18 protein-coding genes are annotated in these 20,058 nt (G+C 38.6%); 12 read left to right on the top strand and 6 right to left on the bottom strand.

The window, feature by feature from the left end; translation table 11 throughout:
- The first annotated feature begins 9 nt into the window (after positions 1–9).
- The 3 genes from ADHAQ_RS0117510 (at position 10) to ADHAQ_RS0117520 (ending at position 4,041) form a co-directional block, all read left to right on the top strand.
- The gene (locus ADHAQ_RS0117510) at positions 10–1,329 is read left to right on the top strand and encodes a TolC family protein (RefSeq protein WP_026464043.1); all 1,320 of its coding nucleotides are present in this window, start codon (positions 10–12) and stop codon (positions 1,327–1,329) included.
- A 162-nt stretch (positions 1,330–1,491) separates the two neighbouring features.
- On the top strand, positions 1,492–1,836 hold the full coding sequence (locus ADHAQ_RS0117515; RefSeq protein ID WP_026464044.1) for an MGMT family protein: 345 nt from the start codon (positions 1,492–1,494) through the stop codon (positions 1,834–1,836).
- Positions 1,837–1,917: 81 nt separating this feature from the next.
- On the top strand, positions 1,918–4,041 hold the full coding sequence (locus ADHAQ_RS0117520; protein WP_245590632.1) for a M13 family metallopeptidase: 2,124 nt from the start codon (positions 1,918–1,920) through the stop codon (positions 4,039–4,041).
- 104 nt (positions 4,042–4,145) lie between these two features.
- On the opposite strand, the gene ADHAQ_RS0117525 is transcribed toward ADHAQ_RS0117520, so the two are convergent.
- The 3 genes from ADHAQ_RS0117525 to ADHAQ_RS0117535 form a co-directional block, all read right to left on the bottom strand.
- Complete coding sequence (locus ADHAQ_RS0117525; RefSeq protein ID WP_051359999.1) at positions 4,146–5,690, bottom strand: PQQ-binding-like beta-propeller repeat protein; 1,545 nt, start codon at positions 5,688–5,690, stop codon at positions 4,146–4,148.
- A gap of 17 nt (positions 5,691–5,707) precedes the next feature.
- A complete protein-coding gene (locus ADHAQ_RS26140; RefSeq protein ID WP_051360000.1) occupies positions 5,708–6,436 on the bottom strand; it encodes a peptidylprolyl isomerase in 729 nt (242 codons plus the stop codon).
- A 76-nt stretch (positions 6,437–6,512) separates the two neighbouring features.
- On the bottom strand, positions 6,513–8,423 hold the full coding sequence (locus tag ADHAQ_RS0117535; protein WP_026464047.1) for a DUF2339 domain-containing protein: 1,911 nt from the start codon (positions 8,421–8,423) through the stop codon (positions 6,513–6,515).
- A 226-nt stretch (positions 8,424–8,649) separates the two neighbouring features.
- On the opposite strand from ADHAQ_RS0117535, the gene ADHAQ_RS0117540 reads away from it, so the two are divergent.
- The gene (locus ADHAQ_RS0117540; protein ID WP_026464048.1) at positions 8,650–9,165 is read left to right on the top strand and encodes a DUF2062 domain-containing protein; all 516 of its coding nucleotides are present in this window, start codon (positions 8,650–8,652) and stop codon (positions 9,163–9,165) included.
- Here ADHAQ_RS0117540 and ADHAQ_RS0117545 read toward each other — a convergent pair.
- From ADHAQ_RS0117545 to ADHAQ_RS0117555, 3 genes are read right to left on the bottom strand one after another with little or no spacing between them, the layout of a single operon-like run.
- Entirely contained in the window at positions 9,162–9,656 is a 495-nt protein-coding gene (locus ADHAQ_RS0117545; protein WP_026464049.1) for a GNAT family N-acetyltransferase, read from the bottom strand. The genes ADHAQ_RS0117540 and ADHAQ_RS0117545 overlap by 4 nt on opposite strands.
- On the bottom strand, positions 9,653–10,501 hold the full coding sequence (locus ADHAQ_RS0117550; protein WP_026464050.1) for an MOSC domain-containing protein: 849 nt from the start codon (positions 10,499–10,501) through the stop codon (positions 9,653–9,655). Before ADHAQ_RS0117550 ends, ADHAQ_RS0117545 begins: the two co-directional genes overlap by 4 nt.
- Before the next feature lie 38 nt (positions 10,502–10,539).
- Positions 10,540–10,761, bottom strand: a complete 222-nt coding sequence (locus ADHAQ_RS0117555) for a CDGSH iron-sulfur domain-containing protein (protein WP_034256899.1) — start codon at positions 10,759–10,761, stop codon at positions 10,540–10,542.
- Positions 10,762–11,121: 360 nt separating this feature from the next.
- On the opposite strand from ADHAQ_RS0117555, the gene ADHAQ_RS26145 reads away from it, so the two are divergent.
- The 8 genes from ADHAQ_RS26145 (at position 11,122) to ADHAQ_RS0117595 (ending at position 19,853) form a co-directional block, all read left to right on the top strand.
- The gene (locus ADHAQ_RS26145) at positions 11,122–11,499 is read left to right on the top strand and encodes a DUF3140 domain-containing protein (RefSeq protein ID WP_051360002.1); all 378 of its coding nucleotides are present in this window, start codon (positions 11,122–11,124) and stop codon (positions 11,497–11,499) included.
- A 185-nt stretch (positions 11,500–11,684) separates the two neighbouring features.
- A complete protein-coding gene (locus ADHAQ_RS0117565) occupies positions 11,685–12,248 on the top strand; it encodes an RNA polymerase sigma factor (protein WP_245590633.1) in 564 nt (187 codons plus the stop codon).
- Entirely contained in the window at positions 12,245–13,054 is an 810-nt protein-coding gene (locus ADHAQ_RS26150) for a HEAT repeat domain-containing protein (protein ID WP_051360003.1), read from the top strand. Before ADHAQ_RS0117565 ends, ADHAQ_RS26150 begins: the two co-directional genes overlap by 4 nt.
- 16 nt (positions 13,055–13,070) lie before the next feature.
- A complete protein-coding gene (locus tag ADHAQ_RS0117575) occupies positions 13,071–13,910 on the top strand; it encodes a DUF4097 family beta strand repeat-containing protein (protein WP_026464053.1) in 840 nt (279 codons plus the stop codon).
- A 37-nt stretch (positions 13,911–13,947) separates the two neighbouring features.
- Entirely contained in the window at positions 13,948–14,757 is an 810-nt protein-coding gene (locus tag ADHAQ_RS0117580; protein ID WP_034256900.1) for a DUF4097 family beta strand repeat-containing protein, read from the top strand.
- 241 nt (positions 14,758–14,998) lie between these two features.
- Positions 14,999–15,679: a response regulator transcription factor gene (locus ADHAQ_RS0117585; protein WP_026464055.1), complete on the top strand. Its 681-nt coding sequence runs from the start codon at positions 14,999–15,001 to the stop codon at positions 15,677–15,679.
- Positions 15,679–17,046 (top strand): HAMP domain-containing sensor histidine kinase, encoded by a 1,368-nt coding sequence (locus ADHAQ_RS0117590; protein WP_026464056.1) that lies wholly within the window; start codon positions 15,679–15,681, stop codon positions 17,044–17,046. Before ADHAQ_RS0117585 ends, ADHAQ_RS0117590 begins: the two co-directional genes overlap by 1 nt.
- A 326-nt stretch (positions 17,047–17,372) precedes the next feature.
- Complete coding sequence (locus tag ADHAQ_RS0117595) at positions 17,373–19,853, top strand: TonB-dependent receptor (RefSeq protein WP_051360004.1); 2,481 nt, start codon at positions 17,373–17,375, stop codon at positions 19,851–19,853.
- Positions 19,854–20,058 lie beyond the last annotated feature (205 nt).

Genomic DNA, 20,058 nt, shown 5'->3' on the forward strand with positions numbered 1-20,058 from the left:
AATTAAATTATGAATCTTAAAAATGTTTTCTTGTTGGTACTGGCTTTGTTAACAGGATTTAACAAAGCCAGTGCCCAGGAAATATTAACGCTCGAAAATGCAGTAAAAATAGCCTTAGAAAGAAATTATGATATTAAAATACAGGCTAATAATGTAGAAATAGCTGAAAACAATGTAAACCGAGGAAATGCCGGAATGTTACCTGTAATAAATGGAACGGTAACAAATAATAACAGCGTTCAAAGTGGTACAACCAACTTTTTTGATGCAAATCGTGCCCCGCAAGTTAGAACAGGAGCCAAATCAAACAATTTAGCCTACGGAGCTGCACTTAGCTGGACAGTTTTTGATGGCTTTTCTATGTTTGCCCGATTCAATCAGTTAAGAGAACTCGAGCGCCTGGGGGAATCTAATTTGCAACTTGTTATTTTGTCCAAGATTGCTGATGTTACCAATAATTATTATAATCTGGTATTTCAGCAGCAACAATTAAAGGCCTTACAAACAGCTATAGAAATTTCCCGGTTCCGGGTTAGAACTGCCCAGAACCGGTTTGTAATTGGTAAGGCGGCCCGGTTGGAGGTTTTAAATGCGCAGGTAGATTTAAATACCGATACCACAAATTATTTACGGCAACAAGAATCCTATCGTAATACACAGATATTACTTAATGAAGTTCTAGCCCGGGATCCTAGCATAAGTTTCCTGGTACAGGATAGTATTACCATTAACCAGCAGTTAACCTTAGCAGAGTTAACAGATAGAGCTTTAAAACTAAACCCATCTTTACAAGCGGCCATTATTAGTCAACGTATTGCGGAGTTAAACTTAAATATTGTAAAGGGAGCCCGTTTGCCTCGAATCGGGGTTAATACCGGGTATAATTTTGCTAATTCTCAAAATGGTTTTGGATTAGTGCAGTCTCAAAATAATCGTGGATTTAATTATGGTGTAACGGCCTCCTTAAATATTTTCAATGGTTTCCTCCAGAGAAGGAATGAGCAGAATGCCATTATTAATATCAGAAATACTGAATTGGATTTAGAAAGAATTAAGCAAAGTTTACATACTCAGCTGGCCACCTCTTACCAAACGTATTTGACCAACCTGGCTTTAATTAAATTAGAGGAGAGTAACCAGAAGATTGCCAAACAAAACATGGATATAACTTTAGAGAAATTTCGGTTAGGTAGCATTACTACAGTTGAGGTACGTGATGCCCAATTAAACTATATCAATGCTTCAGTACGTTTAAATAATGCCTTATATCAGGCTAAGCTGGGTGAGGTTGGTCTGAAAGAAATTGCGGGATCTTTAACATTAAATTAAAAAGATCTCTCTTTCCATAGATCATATAACTTCAAGTTGTTCCTATTATTCAAACGAGCTGTTACTTCCACGGGAAATAACAGCTCGTTTTTTATTTAATTTATCCTAAATTTTCATTTATTAGTATTTACTAAGAAGCAAGGCAAGTTTATTTCATATTTCATGGAAAAAAAGAAAGACGATTATAGTTTTTTTGAAAATGTGTTTGAAGTAGTAAAGCTTATTCCGGTAGGTAGAGTAACCTCTTATGGTGCCATCGCTGAATACTTAGGAAGTAAAGGATCAGCCAGAATGGTAGGGTGGGCGCTTATTAGTTCTCACATTCAGAATAAAAATATCCCGGCTTACCGGGTAGTTAACCGAAATGGGATGCTTACCGGAAAGCAACATTTTGCTACGCCCAATGCCATGCAGGAAAACCTGGAGCGGGAAGGTATAAAAGTAGAAAATGACCAGGTGGTGGATTTTAAAAATTTATTTTGGGATCCGAGAAAGGAATTAGCTTAAAAATCAGGCAATTTAGAATTACCAAGGCTGGCTTTACCACATTTATTCTTTATAAAGCTATTAAACGTATATTTTTGCGAAATGAAATTTGTTTTACCTATTATGAATAAAAAATATAGCTGGCGGAATAGTGTATTTGCAATTGGCGGCCTTTTGCTGATGCAATGTAGCACCACAAACACGCAACCAACCAATACTGCCAACTCCGAACAAGCCACAACAGTTACCGCTCAAAAAGCACCTATGAATATGGGGTACGGTATAGAGGTTGCAAATTTGGACACTACTCAAAACCCTTGTGCCGACTTCTTTTTGTACGCCAATGGCGGGTGGTTAAAGAAAAACCCGGTGCCCCCTTCTGAAAGCCGCTGGAGCAGTTTTCATGAACTTAATGATCGTAATTATGCTGTACTTCATGCTATTCTAAAAGATGCCGCTGCTCAAACTAATGCCACTAAAGGAAGTTCTGTTCAGAAAGTAGGAGATTTTTTTGCTTCTGGCATGGATTCGGCTGCTATAGAACAGGCAGGCCTTGCTCCCTTAAAACCTGAGCTGGCTCGTATTCAGGCAATAAAAGATAAAAAAGGTTTACTGGCTACCGTTGCCCACCTTAAAAGAAAAGGGTCTAGTGGTATGTTTTCTATCTATGTGGCTCAGGACGATAAGAACAGCACGCAGTATATCTTAAATCTATACCAGGGTGGTTTAGGATTGCCTGATCGGGATTATTATTTAACTCAGGATCAAAGATCCCAGTATATCCGGCAGGAGTACCGGAAGCACCTGCAGAATATGTTCTCGTTGCTGGGCGATGATGTGGCTACTGCCAAAAAGAATGCAGATAAGGTATTCGCTATGGAGACGCGGCTGGCAAAAGCTTCTAAAACCCGAGTAGCCTTACGTGATCCTTATGGTAACTACCATAAAATGACAATTGCCCAATTGCAAAAAACTACGCCTAACTTGGACTGGACTTATTTATTGGGCCAAATGAAGTTACAGGCCGCGAAAGAAGTGGTGGTGGGGCAGCCAGAGTTTTTTAAAGAACTTAATAATACCTTAAAAATTAATACGCTAGCCGATTGGAAAACTTATTTACGCTGGCACCTTATTCACTCCACAGCTCCTTACTTAAACCAGGCATTTGTTCAGGAAAATTTTAATTTTTACAGCAAAGTTTTAAGCGGTACAAAAGTAATGCAGCCTCGCTGGAAAAGAGTGTTGCGGGCAACTGATAATGGAGTGGGTGAGTTACTGGGGCAGTTATACGTAGAGAAAGCTTTTTCGCCGGAAGCGAAGGAAAAAGCGTTAACGATGGTCGAAAACCTGCGGTCGGCTTTTCAGGAACATGTCCGGAACCTGGATTGGATGAGTGAAAAAACTAAGCAGGAGGCATTGCGGAAATTAGATGCATTTGAGGTTAAAATTGGCTACCCGGATAAGTGGCGGGACTATTCTGGCCTTACTGTTGAGCGTGGCCCTTATGTAACCAATGTAATGAGAGCCAATGAGTTTGATTTTCAGTTTAATGCAGAAAAAATTAACAAACCAGTAGATCGGACTGAGTGGGCTATGACGCCGCCAACAGTGAACGCGTATTACAACCCGTCGATGAATGAGATTGTATTCCCGGCTGGTATTTTACAACCTCCTTTCTTTGATCCTAAAGCCGATGATGCCGTGAATTATGGAGGCATGGGGGCTGTTATCGGACACGAACTTACTCATGGTTTTGATGACCAGGGCAGCCAATACGATCCGCAGGGAAATTTAAAGGACTGGTGGACAAAAGAAGACTCTGAAAAGTTTAAAGAACGCACTACTTTGGTAGACAAGCAATACAGTGCCTATGAAATATTACCTGGTGTTCATGTAAATGGCAAATTAACCATGGGTGAAAATATTGCCGATATTGGCGGGTTAAACATTGCCTATACCGCTTTGCAAAAAGCTTTAAAAGGTAAATCCAAAGAAAAAATTGCCGGTTTTACCCCTGAACAACGGTTCTTCCTTTCCTGGGCACAATCCTGGCGTACCAATGCCACGAATGAGTATTTTAATCAGCAGGTACTTACAGATCCGCACTCACCAGCACGTTTCAGAACAGTAGGCCCTTTAAGTAATATGCCCCAGTTTTACGAAGCTTTTGGTTGCAAACCCGGCGATAAAATGGTAAGAGGAGACGAACGCGTACGAATCTGGTAAAGCGAACTCCTTCAATAAAAAAGCCTTTTCTACTATTAGAAAAGGCTTTTTTATTGAAGTTAAATCTGTAACCAGATTCAGGCAAGAACAATAGTTAAAAAAAATTACTTTGCGGAATAAAACACAGTTTTAGGTGAACAGCGGAATACGCTGCTATAATCACTTCCTAAATAAGCTCCCCATATAACTGGTTTCTTTATTTTAATTTTAGTGCTGTGCCGAGCCATGGAGAACTCTAAAGTTGTACTAAGCCTGTCAAAATTGCCGGCGTTGTATATAATATCTAAATAGTTGTCGTTGTCTAAATCGCCTATCCAGGGAGTGGATGCGATGTTGTTTCCTTTGATGGAATCGCCAATCGCATATTTTCGGTTTCGTTTAAAATCAAATGCAAGTAAATGGCTGTTATAAATTGTGCCTGCCGCAGAAGGTTTAGATACGCCCTGGTTTACTATTGCCTCATCTAATCCGTCGCCATTTAAATCTGCTACAACCGGTGAGGCATTCTGAAATCCTTTTATTTTATCCTGGTACATTACTTTACCGGTTTTACCATCTACCATAAACCGGATGGAATGGGAGTATAAAGGCCAGACGCCTGCCGCGAAGCTGGTAAAAAAGTCAGGTATAGAATCATTATTAAAATAACCAACGGCCGGCATAGAATATACTTCTGTTCCAGGAAAGTTTACCTGCCAAAGCAAGCCATCCGTTTTCCCGTCTATGGCTAACAATTGCCCATCTACTGCATTGGTAACAATATCATATATACCATCTAAGTTAATATCTGCATAAATCGGCGGCGCTACAAACCCTTTGTTTTCATTGGTGGCCAAAACTTTGGCTTTAGATAAATCACCCCGCATAATATCTTGCAGCGTTGTTCTAAATAAATGACCTCCCAATGTCTCTCCTCCAGTTCCAAATAAAACCATTATCTGGCCATCAGCCTGTGCTTCGGAGCAAACTACAGACATGTATGTTTCCTTGCCATCGGGCACCCGGGCGTCAGCTAAAATTTTTCCTGTTTTGCTGCTGAATACAAGTAATCGACCAACGGGCCGATCGGGGTCATATGGTTCTATACGGGCATCTCCGCCATTAGCGACTAATAAATCCTTGTGGCCATCATTATCCTGATCTGGTATAAATTGGGGCGTAGTAAAATTAAACCAGCCGGTATCGCCGGGGTCCGGATTTTCTCTATCTGGTAAAAAGCGCCAGATAACTTTTCCGGTAGCTCCATTTATGGCAACCAGTTCGGCCCATCTGCCACCTATAAAAATATCCGGTACTGCATCGCCAGTTATATCCTGCAAAGCGGCAGATCCAACAAACTGATTTACGCCAGGTACCTGCCAAAGTATTTTTCCATTCTTGCCATCTATAGCCATAGCACCAATGTCAGTAGGATAATTTTCCTCGGCACCGGCTCCAATAACTATATCCAGGGTGCCATCTTTGTTTAAATCTACTGCCCGGGCTGAGGAAAAGGTGCCAATATTTTTAACTTGGGTGGTCCAGCTGGTTCGGGCTTTTTTATTGAAGGAAAGTATCCCAAAAATACCTGCTATTACTGCAACTGTTATATAAAAACGGAGCTTATTAAAGACCAGATTCCGGTGCGGATTTAATTTAATAGCAGGCATAATTTTAACAGATTACATTAATCCAGTACTTTCATGGTCATGTAAATATCTTTAATTGGCCAATCGTGGGTATCGGTTTTAAAATTGGCAATTTTATCTACTACTTCCAGTCCTTCTGTTACTTCTCCAAATACCGTGTATTTAGAATCAAGGGTAGGTACCCCTCCGATAGTAGTATAGGTTTTAATTTGCTCCGGGGTATATTTTATATGATACCGTTGTTCAACATCCTGAATTTCTGAAAGAGTAGCCACGGTGCCTTGTACTAAATAAAAGTTATCGGAAGAGGAGGCTTTGGTCGGGTTAAATTCATCATCGTAACGGGCCATGGCCAATGCACCCCGCTTATGGTAAAATTTTGTATTTACTTCAGAAGGTATCCCATATTCTCCTATATTTACCCGCTTCTTTTCTGCCTCGTCTCTTGAATCGGCTCCCTGGGCCATGTGGCCTTTGATTACGCGGTTAAAAACTTTATTATCGTAGTATCCCATTTTAATGAGCCGGATAAAATTGGCCCGGTGCAGGGGTGTTTCTGTATAAAGTTTAACTTTTATTTCACCCAGGCTAGTACTAATTAATACTTCTGTTTCAGGATTCTCTTTCCCAAACTTAATAAGCTCTTCTTTTACATTTCTGTTGGTAAGTGGAGGCAAGTTAAGCTTTTCTTGTTTCTGGCAACCAGCAAGAAAAAGGCCTGTAGTAAAGAAAAAAATAGCTATAAAAAGTCGGATAGTTGAAGGCATTCTAAATTAAAAAATTATCAAACTCAAATATAAGGATTCGCCCTAAATATCAATATAAATTCTCCTGGTTATGAATTTAAGAGGATTTATTACTTGTATCCTCCTCTAAAATTAACCCTTTCAGTTTCTGATATAAAAACGAAACAACTAGTAAAAGTATCCCTAATAATATAAAGGCGGTGATGCGTCCGCCGGCGGAAATGGTGCGGATATCAAATAAAAATAATTTTAGCAGGGTAATGAAAAACAGAGTTAGCGAAATGAGGCGCAGACTTTTAATTTTTCTTTGCATTCCAAGTAACATAAACCCAAATGAAAGGATTCCCCACAAAATGGCAAACCCAATCCGGTGGTTTTGGGCTAAAGTTTTGGGGAGAGACTGGCCTGGTCCGAAAGTGGTTAATGCAACTATATGATCGAGTTCGGTACTTAATAAAAATACTACAGCGGCACAGGTAAACCAGAGGCGTATTGGTTGAAGTTTATGGTTAGGTTGGTAAATACTTTTGGTTAGCAGATTGCCCTGGATGAGTAAAATAATAATTAAAATTAGTGAGGCATAATGGAGCAAGAAGGGACCGGAGCCAGTTGAGGATCCTTGGATATAGGCATTCCGGATATCTGGTACTATAAATAAAGCCAGCCAGAAATAACTTAATACCGCCAATAACCCCAGCATTAATAACCATTTTAGCTGCAGTATGGTTAAAATCCGATTACCATAGCGCAATAACAAACCGATAAATAAATAATGATAAATAACAGTTATAAATAGTTTAACCTCATTGGTAAGTACAGATGTCCGGAGTTGGAAAAGTAGTTCTAATAAAATAGCTAAGTAAATAAAGCTTATGGCCGCACCACCCAAAAGAAATATAACTTTCCGGTCGGTAAGGGTTTTGGTAAACAACAGCCAAGCCGTACCGGCATTTAAAATAGCTAAGGCACCGGTATAAACTCCCAGATAAGCACCTGCATTAAGGTGGCTGAGCAGGTAAATTCCTATAATATAAAATAGTGTTGTATTACTCCATAATAACCAGATTTCCAGGTTTGAATAATGTCGTACTCTTCCTAATTTATAGATTATATCCATGGCCAGGAAAATGAGGTAAAATAAAACTGAAAATACCCAGCCATTAAAATAAGAAGCAGGGTTAGTATGGGGTAGCCCCGCAAATAGCCAACCTAAAAATAAAATTACGGTAGCCAGGTAGGCGATAAGGGTAATGTTGCTCCACCTTTTAAAATAAGCCAAAACCAGCATGCCTATATCCAGAATCAAGATGTAAACAAATAACACTACGTAGTTGCTACCTCCGGCACTAGTCATAAAAGGTGCTGTAAAACCTCCTAATAAAGCCAGTATGGCTAAAACCCTCCGGTTATAAAGTAAAGCCAAAAAAACAGACAAACCCGTTATGCCCACCATCCACAGAAAAGCAGTTTGTTGAGATAGAAGGTGATACTGATGAAAAGCCAGGGCAATAGTAAAATACAGGACAGCAAGTCCACCTCCAATTAATACCGAACTGAAGGCCTGATAGCCGTGGCGGAGCCGGTGCGCAACGGCCAATAACAAGGCGCCAGAACCTAAACCTATTAGTACCCGGCCCACTTCATTTATCCAGTTTTGCTCAATGGCAAAACGTACAAAAAAACCAATACCCAGTACCAGAATTGCAATACCTATTTTATTTATGAGGTTCTCACCAATAAATTTTTCCCAATCCCGCTGGTGCAGGAAGAAAAACTTGTTCCGGCTAACTTTACCTTTAGCCTGGGTTGAAGTAGTGGCTGTTTCAGCAGGTTTGGTAATCGAAAGGTGTGAACCAGAAAAGGTTAAACTTTCTTTTTGTTTATTTAATTCTTCACGTAAAGTCTTTATTTCTTGAACGAGAAGGCTTAGCTTTTTTAGGATAACCAGGAAAAGAAAAATAACAATACCAGTACAGAGGATAATTAAAATATTAGTACTGTTAAACATAAAGTGTTTTTGGCTTGTTACAGAATAATAAAAGATAAAAATCTTCGGAATCGGAATTTAAGTTATTTGACTCAGGAAAGAAATAATTTATTCTGATTGTTCAGAAAGAAATCAGAATTAGTATTTATTTTTCTTATATGTTCCTGATTAGCAATTCTGGAACGAATATTGTTAAAAGGATATATTATAACAGCCAAATCTTCTGAACGTTTTCTGCTAAAATATAATGGTTCTTTACCTGATTAGATCAAAACACTATATAAGGCGCAAGTTTGTGTCGCCGTTGCTGGCCTTGCTCACAATGGGCATAACTCCTCATAAATTGGCCTTAACCTTTGCCTTGGGTTCGGTTATAGGAATATTGCCTTTATTTGGGCCAGCCAGTTTATTGTGCGCCTTTCTGGGAGTACGGTTAAAGTTAAATATTCCGGCCCTGCTCCTGGTTTGTTATTTAATGGCCCCTTTTCATTTATTGTTATATGTGCCATTTATAAAAATGGGTATCGCCATTTTTGGCTCCAGCGATTTTGCCTTTAGTTATGAGCAAATTGTCAGCTTACTAAAGCAGGACTGGTTAATGGCTCTTAATAAAATTTGGCTAGCTAATTTGTTGGGTATAGTGGCTTGGCTAATTATTAGTGCACCTTTAACGGCAACCTTGTATTATGTAATTTTACCTGTTCTTAAAAAAACGATGCGTAAGTTTAGCTTAGATGAAGTAGAAGTAGTTTCTATTAACTAGGTCAGCTTTTTCTCCAGAACATAATCATTCATCCAATAAGGGCCAATAGCAATGTCTTCTTCTTTTTGTACTACAAAACCCAGCTTTTCGTAAAATGTCTTGGCCGAATTAAAGCGGTTTACATTAAGAATAAGAGTTTGCGCGCCCTGTTCTATTACTTGTTTTTCAACCTGCTTGATTAATACCTGCCCATATCCTTTGCCTTGTGCTTCCGGCCGTACATATATTTTGTTTAGCTTATAAGTATTGAACTGTATAGCTGAGTAAGAGGCAAAACCAAAAGGAATAGCATTTTCATACAAAATTAAAAACTGTTGTCCTTCCTGCATTTGCTTTTCCAGTGCTTCGGCGGTATAAATTTCTTCATACATAAAAACAATTTGTTCCTGAGAAAGAATGCTCCGGTAAGTTGGCTCCCAAGTTACGTCTATTACTTGTTGAATGGCAGGAATCTGGGCAGGAGAGGCTGGTACAACTTCTATTTTTATCATGTTATGGAAGCTACTGCCGAAACAGTTGTATGGTAACTAAGTATTTCTAGCTGATCGCCTACTTGAATGGTAGCGCCAGGCGAAAGCGGAAGAACATTTTGCCCAAATAAAATTTTGTTATTAGAGTTCCGGTAAGTAGCCAAAGTGCGTAAAGGTTCTTTACTTTTTTGGCCAGTTTGTTGGTCTATGGTAGTTAAACTACAACGAGCGCAAGGTTTGACAACTTTAAATGGAAAGCTGTTTATAGTAAAATCTTTCCAATTATCCTCGGCGTAAGGAAAACTTCCGGTAACAACCAGGTTTGGCCGGAATCGGTCCATGGGTACTGGTTCTGGCAGCCGGTTATTTAAATCTACCAAAGATTCCTGCCCGATAAGTAAAATAGGGAATGAATCAGCAAAACTTACTATTTCGCCAGCCCGGGCATAGGTTAGATCTACCTGCCTTTTACTTTTTTCGGGCATATAAACCAGCTTACAACTCTTTTGTAGTACCTCTGAAAACCAGTCAGAAACGGTAGGTGCTACCTCTTGCGCCAGGCAGGTATCGTCCCAGATTCTTACCCAAAGTGGTTGAGAAGTAATTGGTTCAAACGGAATAAAAATAGCCTCTAAAGACTTGGTCTTATGAGAAACCTGTAAGCCATTAGGCAGGAGCTGAACCTGCAACAACGCCATTTCAGGAAGAGTCCGTTGCGTTAATGCTTCCCCGGTAGCATCTACTAGTAACCACCTGCGGTCGTATTGCAGACCGCGGGGTTCAACTAAAGAACTGGTTAAACTTATGCCGCCCAAAGATTTAATGGGATAAATATTTATCTGGCTTAAGTTTAAAGTTGCTGTCATGCCTGGGTAAAGCGGATGTTACTGATTAAGGGTATTAGTTATACTGCTTTAGGAGGTAAATCAAAAGCCTCGGCATTGTGGTCAAAGTTTCCTTTGTGCGCACCATCGCAGAATGGTTTGTTTTTAGACATACCACACCGGCATAACGATAAAACTGTACGACCACCTAAGCCATAAACATTGCCATTTTTATCTACAATTTCAAAGTCGCCCTCGATTTTCAAAGAACCGTTGTTGTTTACTGTTAGCTTTGTTTTCATATTTTTTATAAGTATTCTATTTACAAAGATAGAAACCTGTAGCAAAAAACAACATCCATCTTTTTTTGACCGGCTCCTCTTTTTACCTAAGTCAGCAAGCAGGATTACGCTTTCCCGACCTCAGATTAGCGGTAATTCATTTGATTTAAGGTTAATAGAAAAGTGTAAAACAGGAAAAACTAGTTGCCACTGGATAGAAATCATTGAGTTATTTACTGATTATCAGGAAGGTATAAGGAGTGTGTTCTGCATTTATCTAAATAAAATTTGTATTATTTTAAACTTAAATAAAAATATGAAGTAAAAAAGGAGAGTAAAACCTAGAAAGGAATTAGGAATGATTACAAAATTACTACCATTATGCTTCACTTATTAAAGTTTGCCAACACGGTTGTTAAAACCCGCGAAGATGTATATGCCGAGTTTCGTACTTTGGTAAATATGTCGGCGCTAGAACTTGGAAAATGGCTGGAGACCAAAACCTCTAAGGCCCCTGCGGAAGGAAGCTCAGATCCTGATTTGATTATTGATAAAAAAACTTCACTTAAAATTATTAAGGTTCTTTCTAAACGAAAAGTAATGCTTACAAAAGGAGAGTATGAGTGTATGGAAAGAGTGACTAACCATATAAATGACCTCTATAAAAAGAAACCATTAGAAGAAGACTTATTAGTTTCTAATTGGCGGTATGCCCTCATGAACTTAGGCCATGACCCGACCAAAGTTTTAGAAAATTAATTGACTACCAAAGAACGTAAAGCCCTGGAATATTTTTTCAGGGCTTTTTTGTGTTATAACTACCTGAAAAACAATATGGCAATTAAAATACTTTACAGGTTGAAATAAAAAAGCTTATTTTTCTGTAACTATTTTAACTTGCTCCAGTGTCCCTCTTTGCTTTTAAATATTAACCACTGATTTACTTGGAAGCTATTTCTGACTCTGCTTTGATGCTTAAGGTAAAAGACGGCGATACGGATCGGCTGGGCTTGCTTTTCGAACGGTACCACCGGGCTTTGTATAGTTTCTTTTACCGGCTAACAAGCAAAGGCGAAGTAAGTGAAGATTTGGTGCAGAATGTATTTCTGAGAATGCTTAAATACCGACACACTTATACGGGTGCCGGGGAGTTTAAAACCTGGATGTACCATTTGGCCCGGAACGTGCATGCCGACTATTATCAGAAAAATAAACGCCTGGGGTTTTCAGATGATTTTACGCATTTAGAGAATAAGTTGCAGGATGATTTTACAGTGGAGGAACAGACCCGGCAGGAAGAAGAAATGCACTTGCTGCAACTGGCATTAAACCAATTAGAGCTGGAAAAACGGGAAATATTAATATTAAGCCGCTACCAGGGATTAAAATATAAAGAAATTGCTGAATTATATGGTTGTAGCGAAGGTGCCATCAAAGTAAGGGCGTTTAGAGCCTTGGACGAACTTAAAAATATTTACCTAAAACTGGAAAGGCAGGAGATTGTATGAAGGATGAAAAATTAGAGCAATTATTAGCAGATTTTATGGCTAATACTGCTTCGGAAGCCGATAAGGAGAACCTGGAAAAGGCTCTGGAAAAGGAACAGGTGCAGGCAACGGAACTAGCCGATATTAAAAGCTTTTGGCTTAAAATGGAGCAATTACCAGAACCAGCTCCCAGTGCCAGCCTGCGTAGTAATTTCTATCAAATGTTGGCAGAAGAAAAGCACAAACAAAAAGCAACTAACCGCTGGCAGCAACTGGCAACAAATTTTTTTAAAAATATTGGTGCGGAAGTATCATTGGGCAAGTTAGCTTATAGTTGTATTGTGCTGAGTTTAGGTGTAGCATTAGGCTTTTGGTTTAACCGGGAGCAGCGGCAGGAAGTAGAAAAACTAGCTACGCTAACCTCAGAAATGCAGCAGATGAAGAAAATGATGATGTTGACGCTGCTTAAACAACCTGCAGCTACTGATCGCTTAAAAGCTGTAAACCTGACGAGTGATTTTAAAAAGGCTGATAATAAAGTAATTAATGCCTTGTTGCAGACATTAAACCAGGATCCGGATGTTAATGTACGGTTGGCTGCCATTGAGGCGCTGTACCAGCACGCCAATGACCCGGTTGCCCGGGAAGGCTTAGTACTGGCCATAACGAAACAAGATTCCCCGTTGGTTCAATTGGCTCTAGCTGATGTAATGGTAGCCATGCAGGAAAAAGAATCGGTACAACAGCTTAAGAAACTCCTGAAAAAAGAAGATTTAAATGAGGCAGTAAAGCAAAAAGTAGAACAGAGCATTCAGGTATTAATTTAAATAAACCAAAGGCTTTATGAAAAAGAAAATTTTAGCCGGGCTATTCATGCTTCTGGCCCTAACAAGTTATGCCCAATCTCAAACCGAAACGATTAAGAAAACGCTCAGCTTTGCTTCGGGTAAAGGACCTCAGGTACTAATGGTAGAGAATATTAATGGTTCGGTAAAAGTAGAAGCTTATAACGGCGATAAAGTACAACTAGAAGCTCAAAAAAGGATTTCGGATAAGGACCTGAAGGAGGTTGAGAAGGGGCTCCGGGAGGTGCAACTGGTTACTAAAGAATCAGGCGATAGCATTTATATTTACTTAGAAGCACCTTTTATTTACAGGAGCCGGACGCACAGGAGTGTGCAAAATAATGTAGCCTACCATTTTAATATGGATATTACTTTAAAAGTGCCGGCTAAAACTAATTTAAACATAGCCACTGTGAATGAAGGGGAGGTGGAAGTGCATAAAGTAACCGGAAATATTAAAGCACGACATGTAAATGGTCCCATAAAACTTAATAACACTACAGGTTCAGTAGACGCATCAACCGTTAACGGTCCTTTGGAAGTAATATTTGCCCAAAACCCAACAGCAGATTCTAAATTCAAAACTATAAATGGGGAAGTAAAAGTAACTTATGTGCCTAAACTGGATGCAAATGTAACTTTTAAAACTATGCACGGAGAATTCTATACTGATTTGTCGGATGTGGAACTAATGCCGGTAAGATTAATAAAAAACCAAAATGGTTCTGGGGGCACAGTCTACCGGGTGGATAAAAATCAGCAATATAAAGCTGGAAAGGGAGGACCTACTTTAAGTTTTGAGACCCTTAATGGCAATATTTATTTAAAAAAGAACTAGAGGTAAAATTCTGATTACCCTTACATATTTGAAATACATGAGAACTGTTATTAAAGGAATTTTGGTGGCTGTTTATTTCCTGATGGGCTTGGTTACAGCCTGTATGGCTCAGGCAACCGAAAAAATAGAAGTGCCCTTAACCAAGCCCGGCCAGCCAGGTCGGTTAAATATAAATCTTATAACCGGATCAATTAAAGTTACTGGTTATAAGGGCAAGGAGGTTGAAATAAATTATGCTACCCGCGGCGAACCCCACCGGCCACCCGTAAGAGAGGAAGCAGAAGGGTTAAGAAGGTTGCCGCAAATTTCTGGTTTAGAAGTAATGGAAGATAACAATGTCGTTACCATAAGAACAGGGCCTGCCAGAGCCGTTGATTTGGATATAAAAGTACCAGCTAATTTTTCAGTTAAATTAAAAACTATAAATGGTGGCGATATTTTAGTAGAAGATCTGGAAGGTGAATTAGGTTTGAATAACATTAATGGCAATATTAGAATGAGTAATATAGCCGGAACAGCTTCAGCTTCTACCATAAATGGTAACATAATTGCTAATTTCAGACGAGTAGCGGCTAATGTGCCAATGGCCTTTAGCAGCCTTAATGGCAAAATAGATGTAAGCTTACCGGCAAATGCTCAGTTTAATGCCAAACTAAAAACTGATAACGGTGATATTTATACGGATTTTGATATGCCGGTAAATAAACCAGCCAGTAAGGAAGAGTTTGACCGAAATGGCCGAAGAATAATGACGGATAAGTGGCTATATGGCAAAATAAACGGTGGTGGACCTGAATTGCTTTTCAAGAACTTTAACGGTAATATTTACATCCGGAAAAACAAATAAGTATAGAACCTGGGATTTAAAATAAAAAACCTACTCCAAATGAAGTAGGTTTTTTATTTTATTATAAATAATAGGAAAATAATTACCTGTATTGCTTGAAAAGCTATTGAGGGTAGCTTATTTTTAAACAAAATTTTAAGTTTTACGCACCGGCGTCCCTTTACAATAATTATCTTCTTAGCCCAAAACTTTAGAAGTATCGAAATAATTTAAGATTCTAGTATTTTTTTATTTGTCTAACATGAATATCCTTATCATTGAAGATGACCAACGCGTGGCTGAACTTATTCAAAGGGGTTTAGAGGAACAGGGATATGCTGCAGAAATTGCCTATGATGGCGAAATCGGCCGGAAGTTGGCCATTAATAAGGATTACCAATTGATAATAACAGATATTATCCTTCCTAAAATAAACGGGATAGATTTATGTAAAGAGATACGTTCGGTAAAACCGGATATTCCCATTATTATGCTAACCGCTCTGGGTCGGACAGACGACAAAGTAGAAGGGTTTGATGCTGGCGCGGATGATTACCTGGTAAAGCCTTTTGATTTTAGGGAGCTGCATGTCCGGATTAGAGCTTTAATGAAAAGGAATACAGGTCAGGGAAATAACGGTACTACTATTTTAAAGGTGGCTGATCTGGAAATGAATCTACGTACCAAAGTAGTTACCCGCAATAAAACAGAAATAAATTTAACTCCCAAAGAATTTAAGCTACTGGAGTACATGATGAAAAATTGTGGACGGGTACTTTCGCGCATCGAAATAGCGGAGAAAGTATGGGATACAACTTTTGACACTGGTACAAATTTTATAGATGTGTACATTAATTATGTCCGGAAAAAGGTAGATAAAGACTATCCGGTAAAACTCATTCATACTAAGCCAGGAATGGGTTTCATTCTGAAAGCAGAATAATGTCTATCCGTAATAAATTAACCTTATTATTCTCCCTCATTTTCGCCGGGATATTATTCTTATTTGCGATTACTATTTTTGTTTCCTATGAAAAGGACCGGCAAGACGATTTTTTTAAACAGCTGAAACGGCAGGCTATTACAAAGGTAAATTTATTGCTAGTGACTAAGGTAAAGCCAGAGGTTTTGCAACTTATTTATAAAAGTGCTTCCAGTTATGAGATTAGTGAAGAAATAGGTGTTTTCGACTCTAACTTTAACCTGATTTACCATGATGCTGCCGATGAAGATTTTATTGTAGAGAGTCAGGAATTAATTAATGAAATTATCAGGAAAAAAGAAATTCGGTTTGTAATAAACCGGCACCAGGCTATAGGTTTTACCATCGTAAATGAAGGCAAAACTTATGTAGTTACGGCAGTGGCCTACGATGAATTTGGTTTTGAAAAGCTGGAAAATTTAATTTATACCCTAATTATTACTTTTTGCTTATCTATGATACTGGTTATTGCCTGCGGACGGTATTTTGCCAAGCAAGCTCTCAGACCCGTAACAGAAATGGTGGATCGGGTAGAAGAAATAACCGCCACTAATTTAGATTTACGGGTAAATGAAGGAAGCGGGAAAGACGAAATTTCTGAACTGGCTATCACCTTCAACCAAATGCTCAACCGGTTAGAAAAATCATTTGATGCTTATAAAGAATTCGTTTCTAACATAGCCCACGAAATAAGAACTCCGCTGGCGGCCATTATTACGGAATTAGAACTTTCCGAGAATAAAGAGCGCAGTATAGCTGAATATAAAAAGGTAATAAACGACTCCCTTTCGGATGCACGCAAATTGGCCAAACTTTCCAGTAGTTTATTAGATTTAGCTAAGGCCAGCTACGATCCTGCCAAAATATCATTTAAAGAATTCCGAATAGATGAGTTATTATTAGATGCCCAGGAGCAGTTGCAAAAGCTACATAATAACTGCAACATCAATATTCATTTCGAAAAAGAATTTGAGCATGACCGGGATATTTCAGTTAGAGGGAATGAATACCTGTTAAAAGTAGCATTTGTAAATTTAATGGAGAACGCCTGTAAGTTCTCTGCTGATAAGCAATGTCAAATTGTTATTTCGTTTGCTGATAACAAAATCATTCTAAAATTTATTGATAATGGTATAGGTATATCGCCGACTGATCTGAATAATATTTTTATCCCGTTTTTCAGGGGTAACAATAAAAGCTATTCTGACGGACATGGGATTGGATTATCTCTTACTGAGAAAATCATTAACCTTCATAATGGTCGAATTTCAGTAATATCAGAAATTAACAAGGGTACTACATTTGAGATGGAGCTCCCACAGTTATAAAGATCAACAGGTTCTAATGGATTTCTAATAAAATTATAAGGCTACTCTAATGATAAAAAATAAAAATTAGCGTTGATTTATTATAGTGCTATAGTTTGACTGCACCTCCCGGAGAAGGAAAATGATTGAAAAATCTTAAAAAGATTAGGGTAGTTCTATTTTTTGAATTTTCAAAAGAATACAAAAGGTGAAGTAGTCTTTTTAGTTGAATTTGAAAATTCTAATGAAATTCTAATATTTTTTTAACGCCCTCCTAACATTGAAGTTGCGTATTTAATAGCAAATTGCAATTCCAATCCGCCAAATAATTAAACATTATTTATTTTATGTTATTACGACAACGCTTCTTATTACATTTTATTGTTTTCTTTTTATTTCTTTTTAGTGCTTGTAGTGCATTTGCCCAAACAGGTACAATTAAAGGTAAAATTACTGCAAACGGAGAGCCGCTTCCTTATGCTTCAATTGGAGTGGTAGGTACTCAGATGGGAGCAACATCCAGTGATATTGGCGTTTTTGAGATTAAAAATGTGCCGGCTGGTGTTCATCAGCTTGGTGCTTCCAGTGTAGGTTTCCAATCGCAGCAAGTACCGGTTACCGTAACTCCTGGTGGTGTGGCTACTGTAAATATTGTGTTACAGGAGATAACTTCTAAACTGGACGAAGTAGTAGTAACTGGCGTTTCCAGAGCAACTGAAGTGAAGAAAAGCCCGGTTCCGATTGCTACTATTTCTAAAAAAGAAATTGATATTAATGTTAACAGTAATATTATTGATGCTATTGTAAAAGGTGTTCCTGGTGTTAGTGCTACCAGCACCGGTCCCAATATTTCCAAACCATTTATTCGGGGCTTAGGCTACAACCGGGTACTTAATATGTACGATGGTATCCGTCAGGAAGGCCAGCAGTGGGGCGATGAGCACGGAACAGAAGTTGACCAATACGGAATTGAAAGAGCAGAAGTAGTAAAAGGACCTTCTAGTTTAACCTATGGTTCAGATGCATTAGCGGGTGTAATTAACATGATACCAGCGGTTCCTAAAGGGGTTGATGGGGTGCCAAAAGGTGACTTCCTGGCTGACTACCACAGCAATAACGGTATGTTTGCTACCTCTTTAGGTACTTCATATTCTAAAAATGGCTGGCGTTATTATTTGCGCGGATCGCAAAAAAGAGCACATGATTACCGGAATTCGGTTGATGGTTATGTTTACAGCACCGGTTTTCGGGAATATAATTTATCTGGTACCGCCCGGGTAGATAAGAATTGGGGATTTTCTCAGGTTTCTGCTACCCTATATAATAATTTTCAGGAAATACCGGATGGTAGCCGCGATTCTTTAACCCGTAAATTTACTTATCCAATTTATGATGGTGCCCAGGACGATATCAAAAACCGACCTTTTGTTCCGGAAGAAAGATTTAAATCCTATAAAGTTGGCGATTTACACCAGCGGATTCAGCATTTCCGGGTATATACCCATAACCAATATATAATTGGACAGGGAAACCTTAATGCTACTTTAGGATTTCAGCAAAGTTACCGCCGGGAATTTTTATCGGCAGTAGATCCGAATGAAGCAGCATTGAATTTAAAATTGAATACTGTAAATTATGATTTCCGGTACAACATGCCAACCTGGAATGCCCTTGAAACTACCATAGGTGTAAATGGTATGTACCAAAGAAACAGAAGTGGATTAGCTACAGATTATCCAATTCCGGATTATAATTTGTTTGATATCGGAACATTTGTATTTACGAAAAGATCTTTTGGCAAAGTTGATATTTCTGGAGGGGTAAGATATGATACCCGTCACCTGACCTGGAATAACTTTTTTACCAGTACCAATGATGCTGATTTTGGCCGAAAAGTAGACGATGATACCCCGGGCGCTTATAACCAGTTTCCAGGCTTCACAAATCAGTACCACGGTGTTTCCGGAAGCGTAGGCGGTACTTATAATTTAACGGAGCGGTTATTATTTAAAGCAAATGTAGCCCGCGGTTACAGGTCTCCAAACATTAATGAAGTGGGCGCAAATGGACTTGATCCAGGAGCTCGTATTAGATACTTAGGAAACCGGGAATTTGTGCCGGAGTTTAACTTGCAAAAAGATATTAGCTTCCTGGCTTACCTGAAAAACCTGGATATCAGCATAGAATTATTTGATAACCGCATTTCAAACTATATCTTTCAATCGAGAGTAAGCGATGCCAGCGGGAATCCGGTTTTGGATAGTGAGGGTAACATGACTTATCAGTATCAGCAGTCTAAAGCGCAGTTATACGGTGGTGAGGTAACGCTGAATTTACATCCAGAAAAGTTAAAATGGTTAGCTTTTAACAACAGCCTTGCCTATGTTAACGGAATCAATAAAAATGAAGAATTATCCAGACTGTATGGCGATGATGCTAAATACCTGCCATTTATTCTGCCATTACACTTCCGGTCAGAATTAAGAGGAACGTTACGTAAATCTGTTGGTATGTTCACTGGTCTTTATGCACGGGTTGAGCTGGATTCTTATGCCAGACAGGATAGAATTTATGCGGTAGATAATACTGAAACACCAACAGCCGGTTATACCTTGATTAATACTGGTTTTGGTGGTAACATCAAACAGAAATCTGGCAGAACAATGGCGCAACTTTTCTTACAGGTAAATAACGTATTTGATGTGGCCTACCAATCGCACTTAAACCGTCTGAAATATTTTGAATATTATCAGGTTTCACCAAATGGCCGTTACGGTATTTACAACATGGGCCGCAATATGAGTGTAAAGGTTATTATTCCTTTTTAATATAAAAGGAGCATTACTTATAAAAACCACCAGTTATAAATTAGCTGGTGGTTTTTTACTTTTAGGTAATTGCAATTCCTTCTTACCTTATCCAATAGGAAAGGATAACAAGATTTGATTAATGGAACCAGTAACCAAAAAGTTTGACTATATAGTTGGAAGAAAACTAAAATTATTGTCTAATTTAGCTCCTACAAAAGCTCTC

The sequence above is a fragment of the Adhaeribacter aquaticus DSM 16391 genome (genome assembly GCF_000473365.1).
Classification (GTDB): domain Bacteria; phylum Bacteroidota; class Bacteroidia; order Cytophagales; family Hymenobacteraceae; genus Adhaeribacter; species Adhaeribacter aquaticus.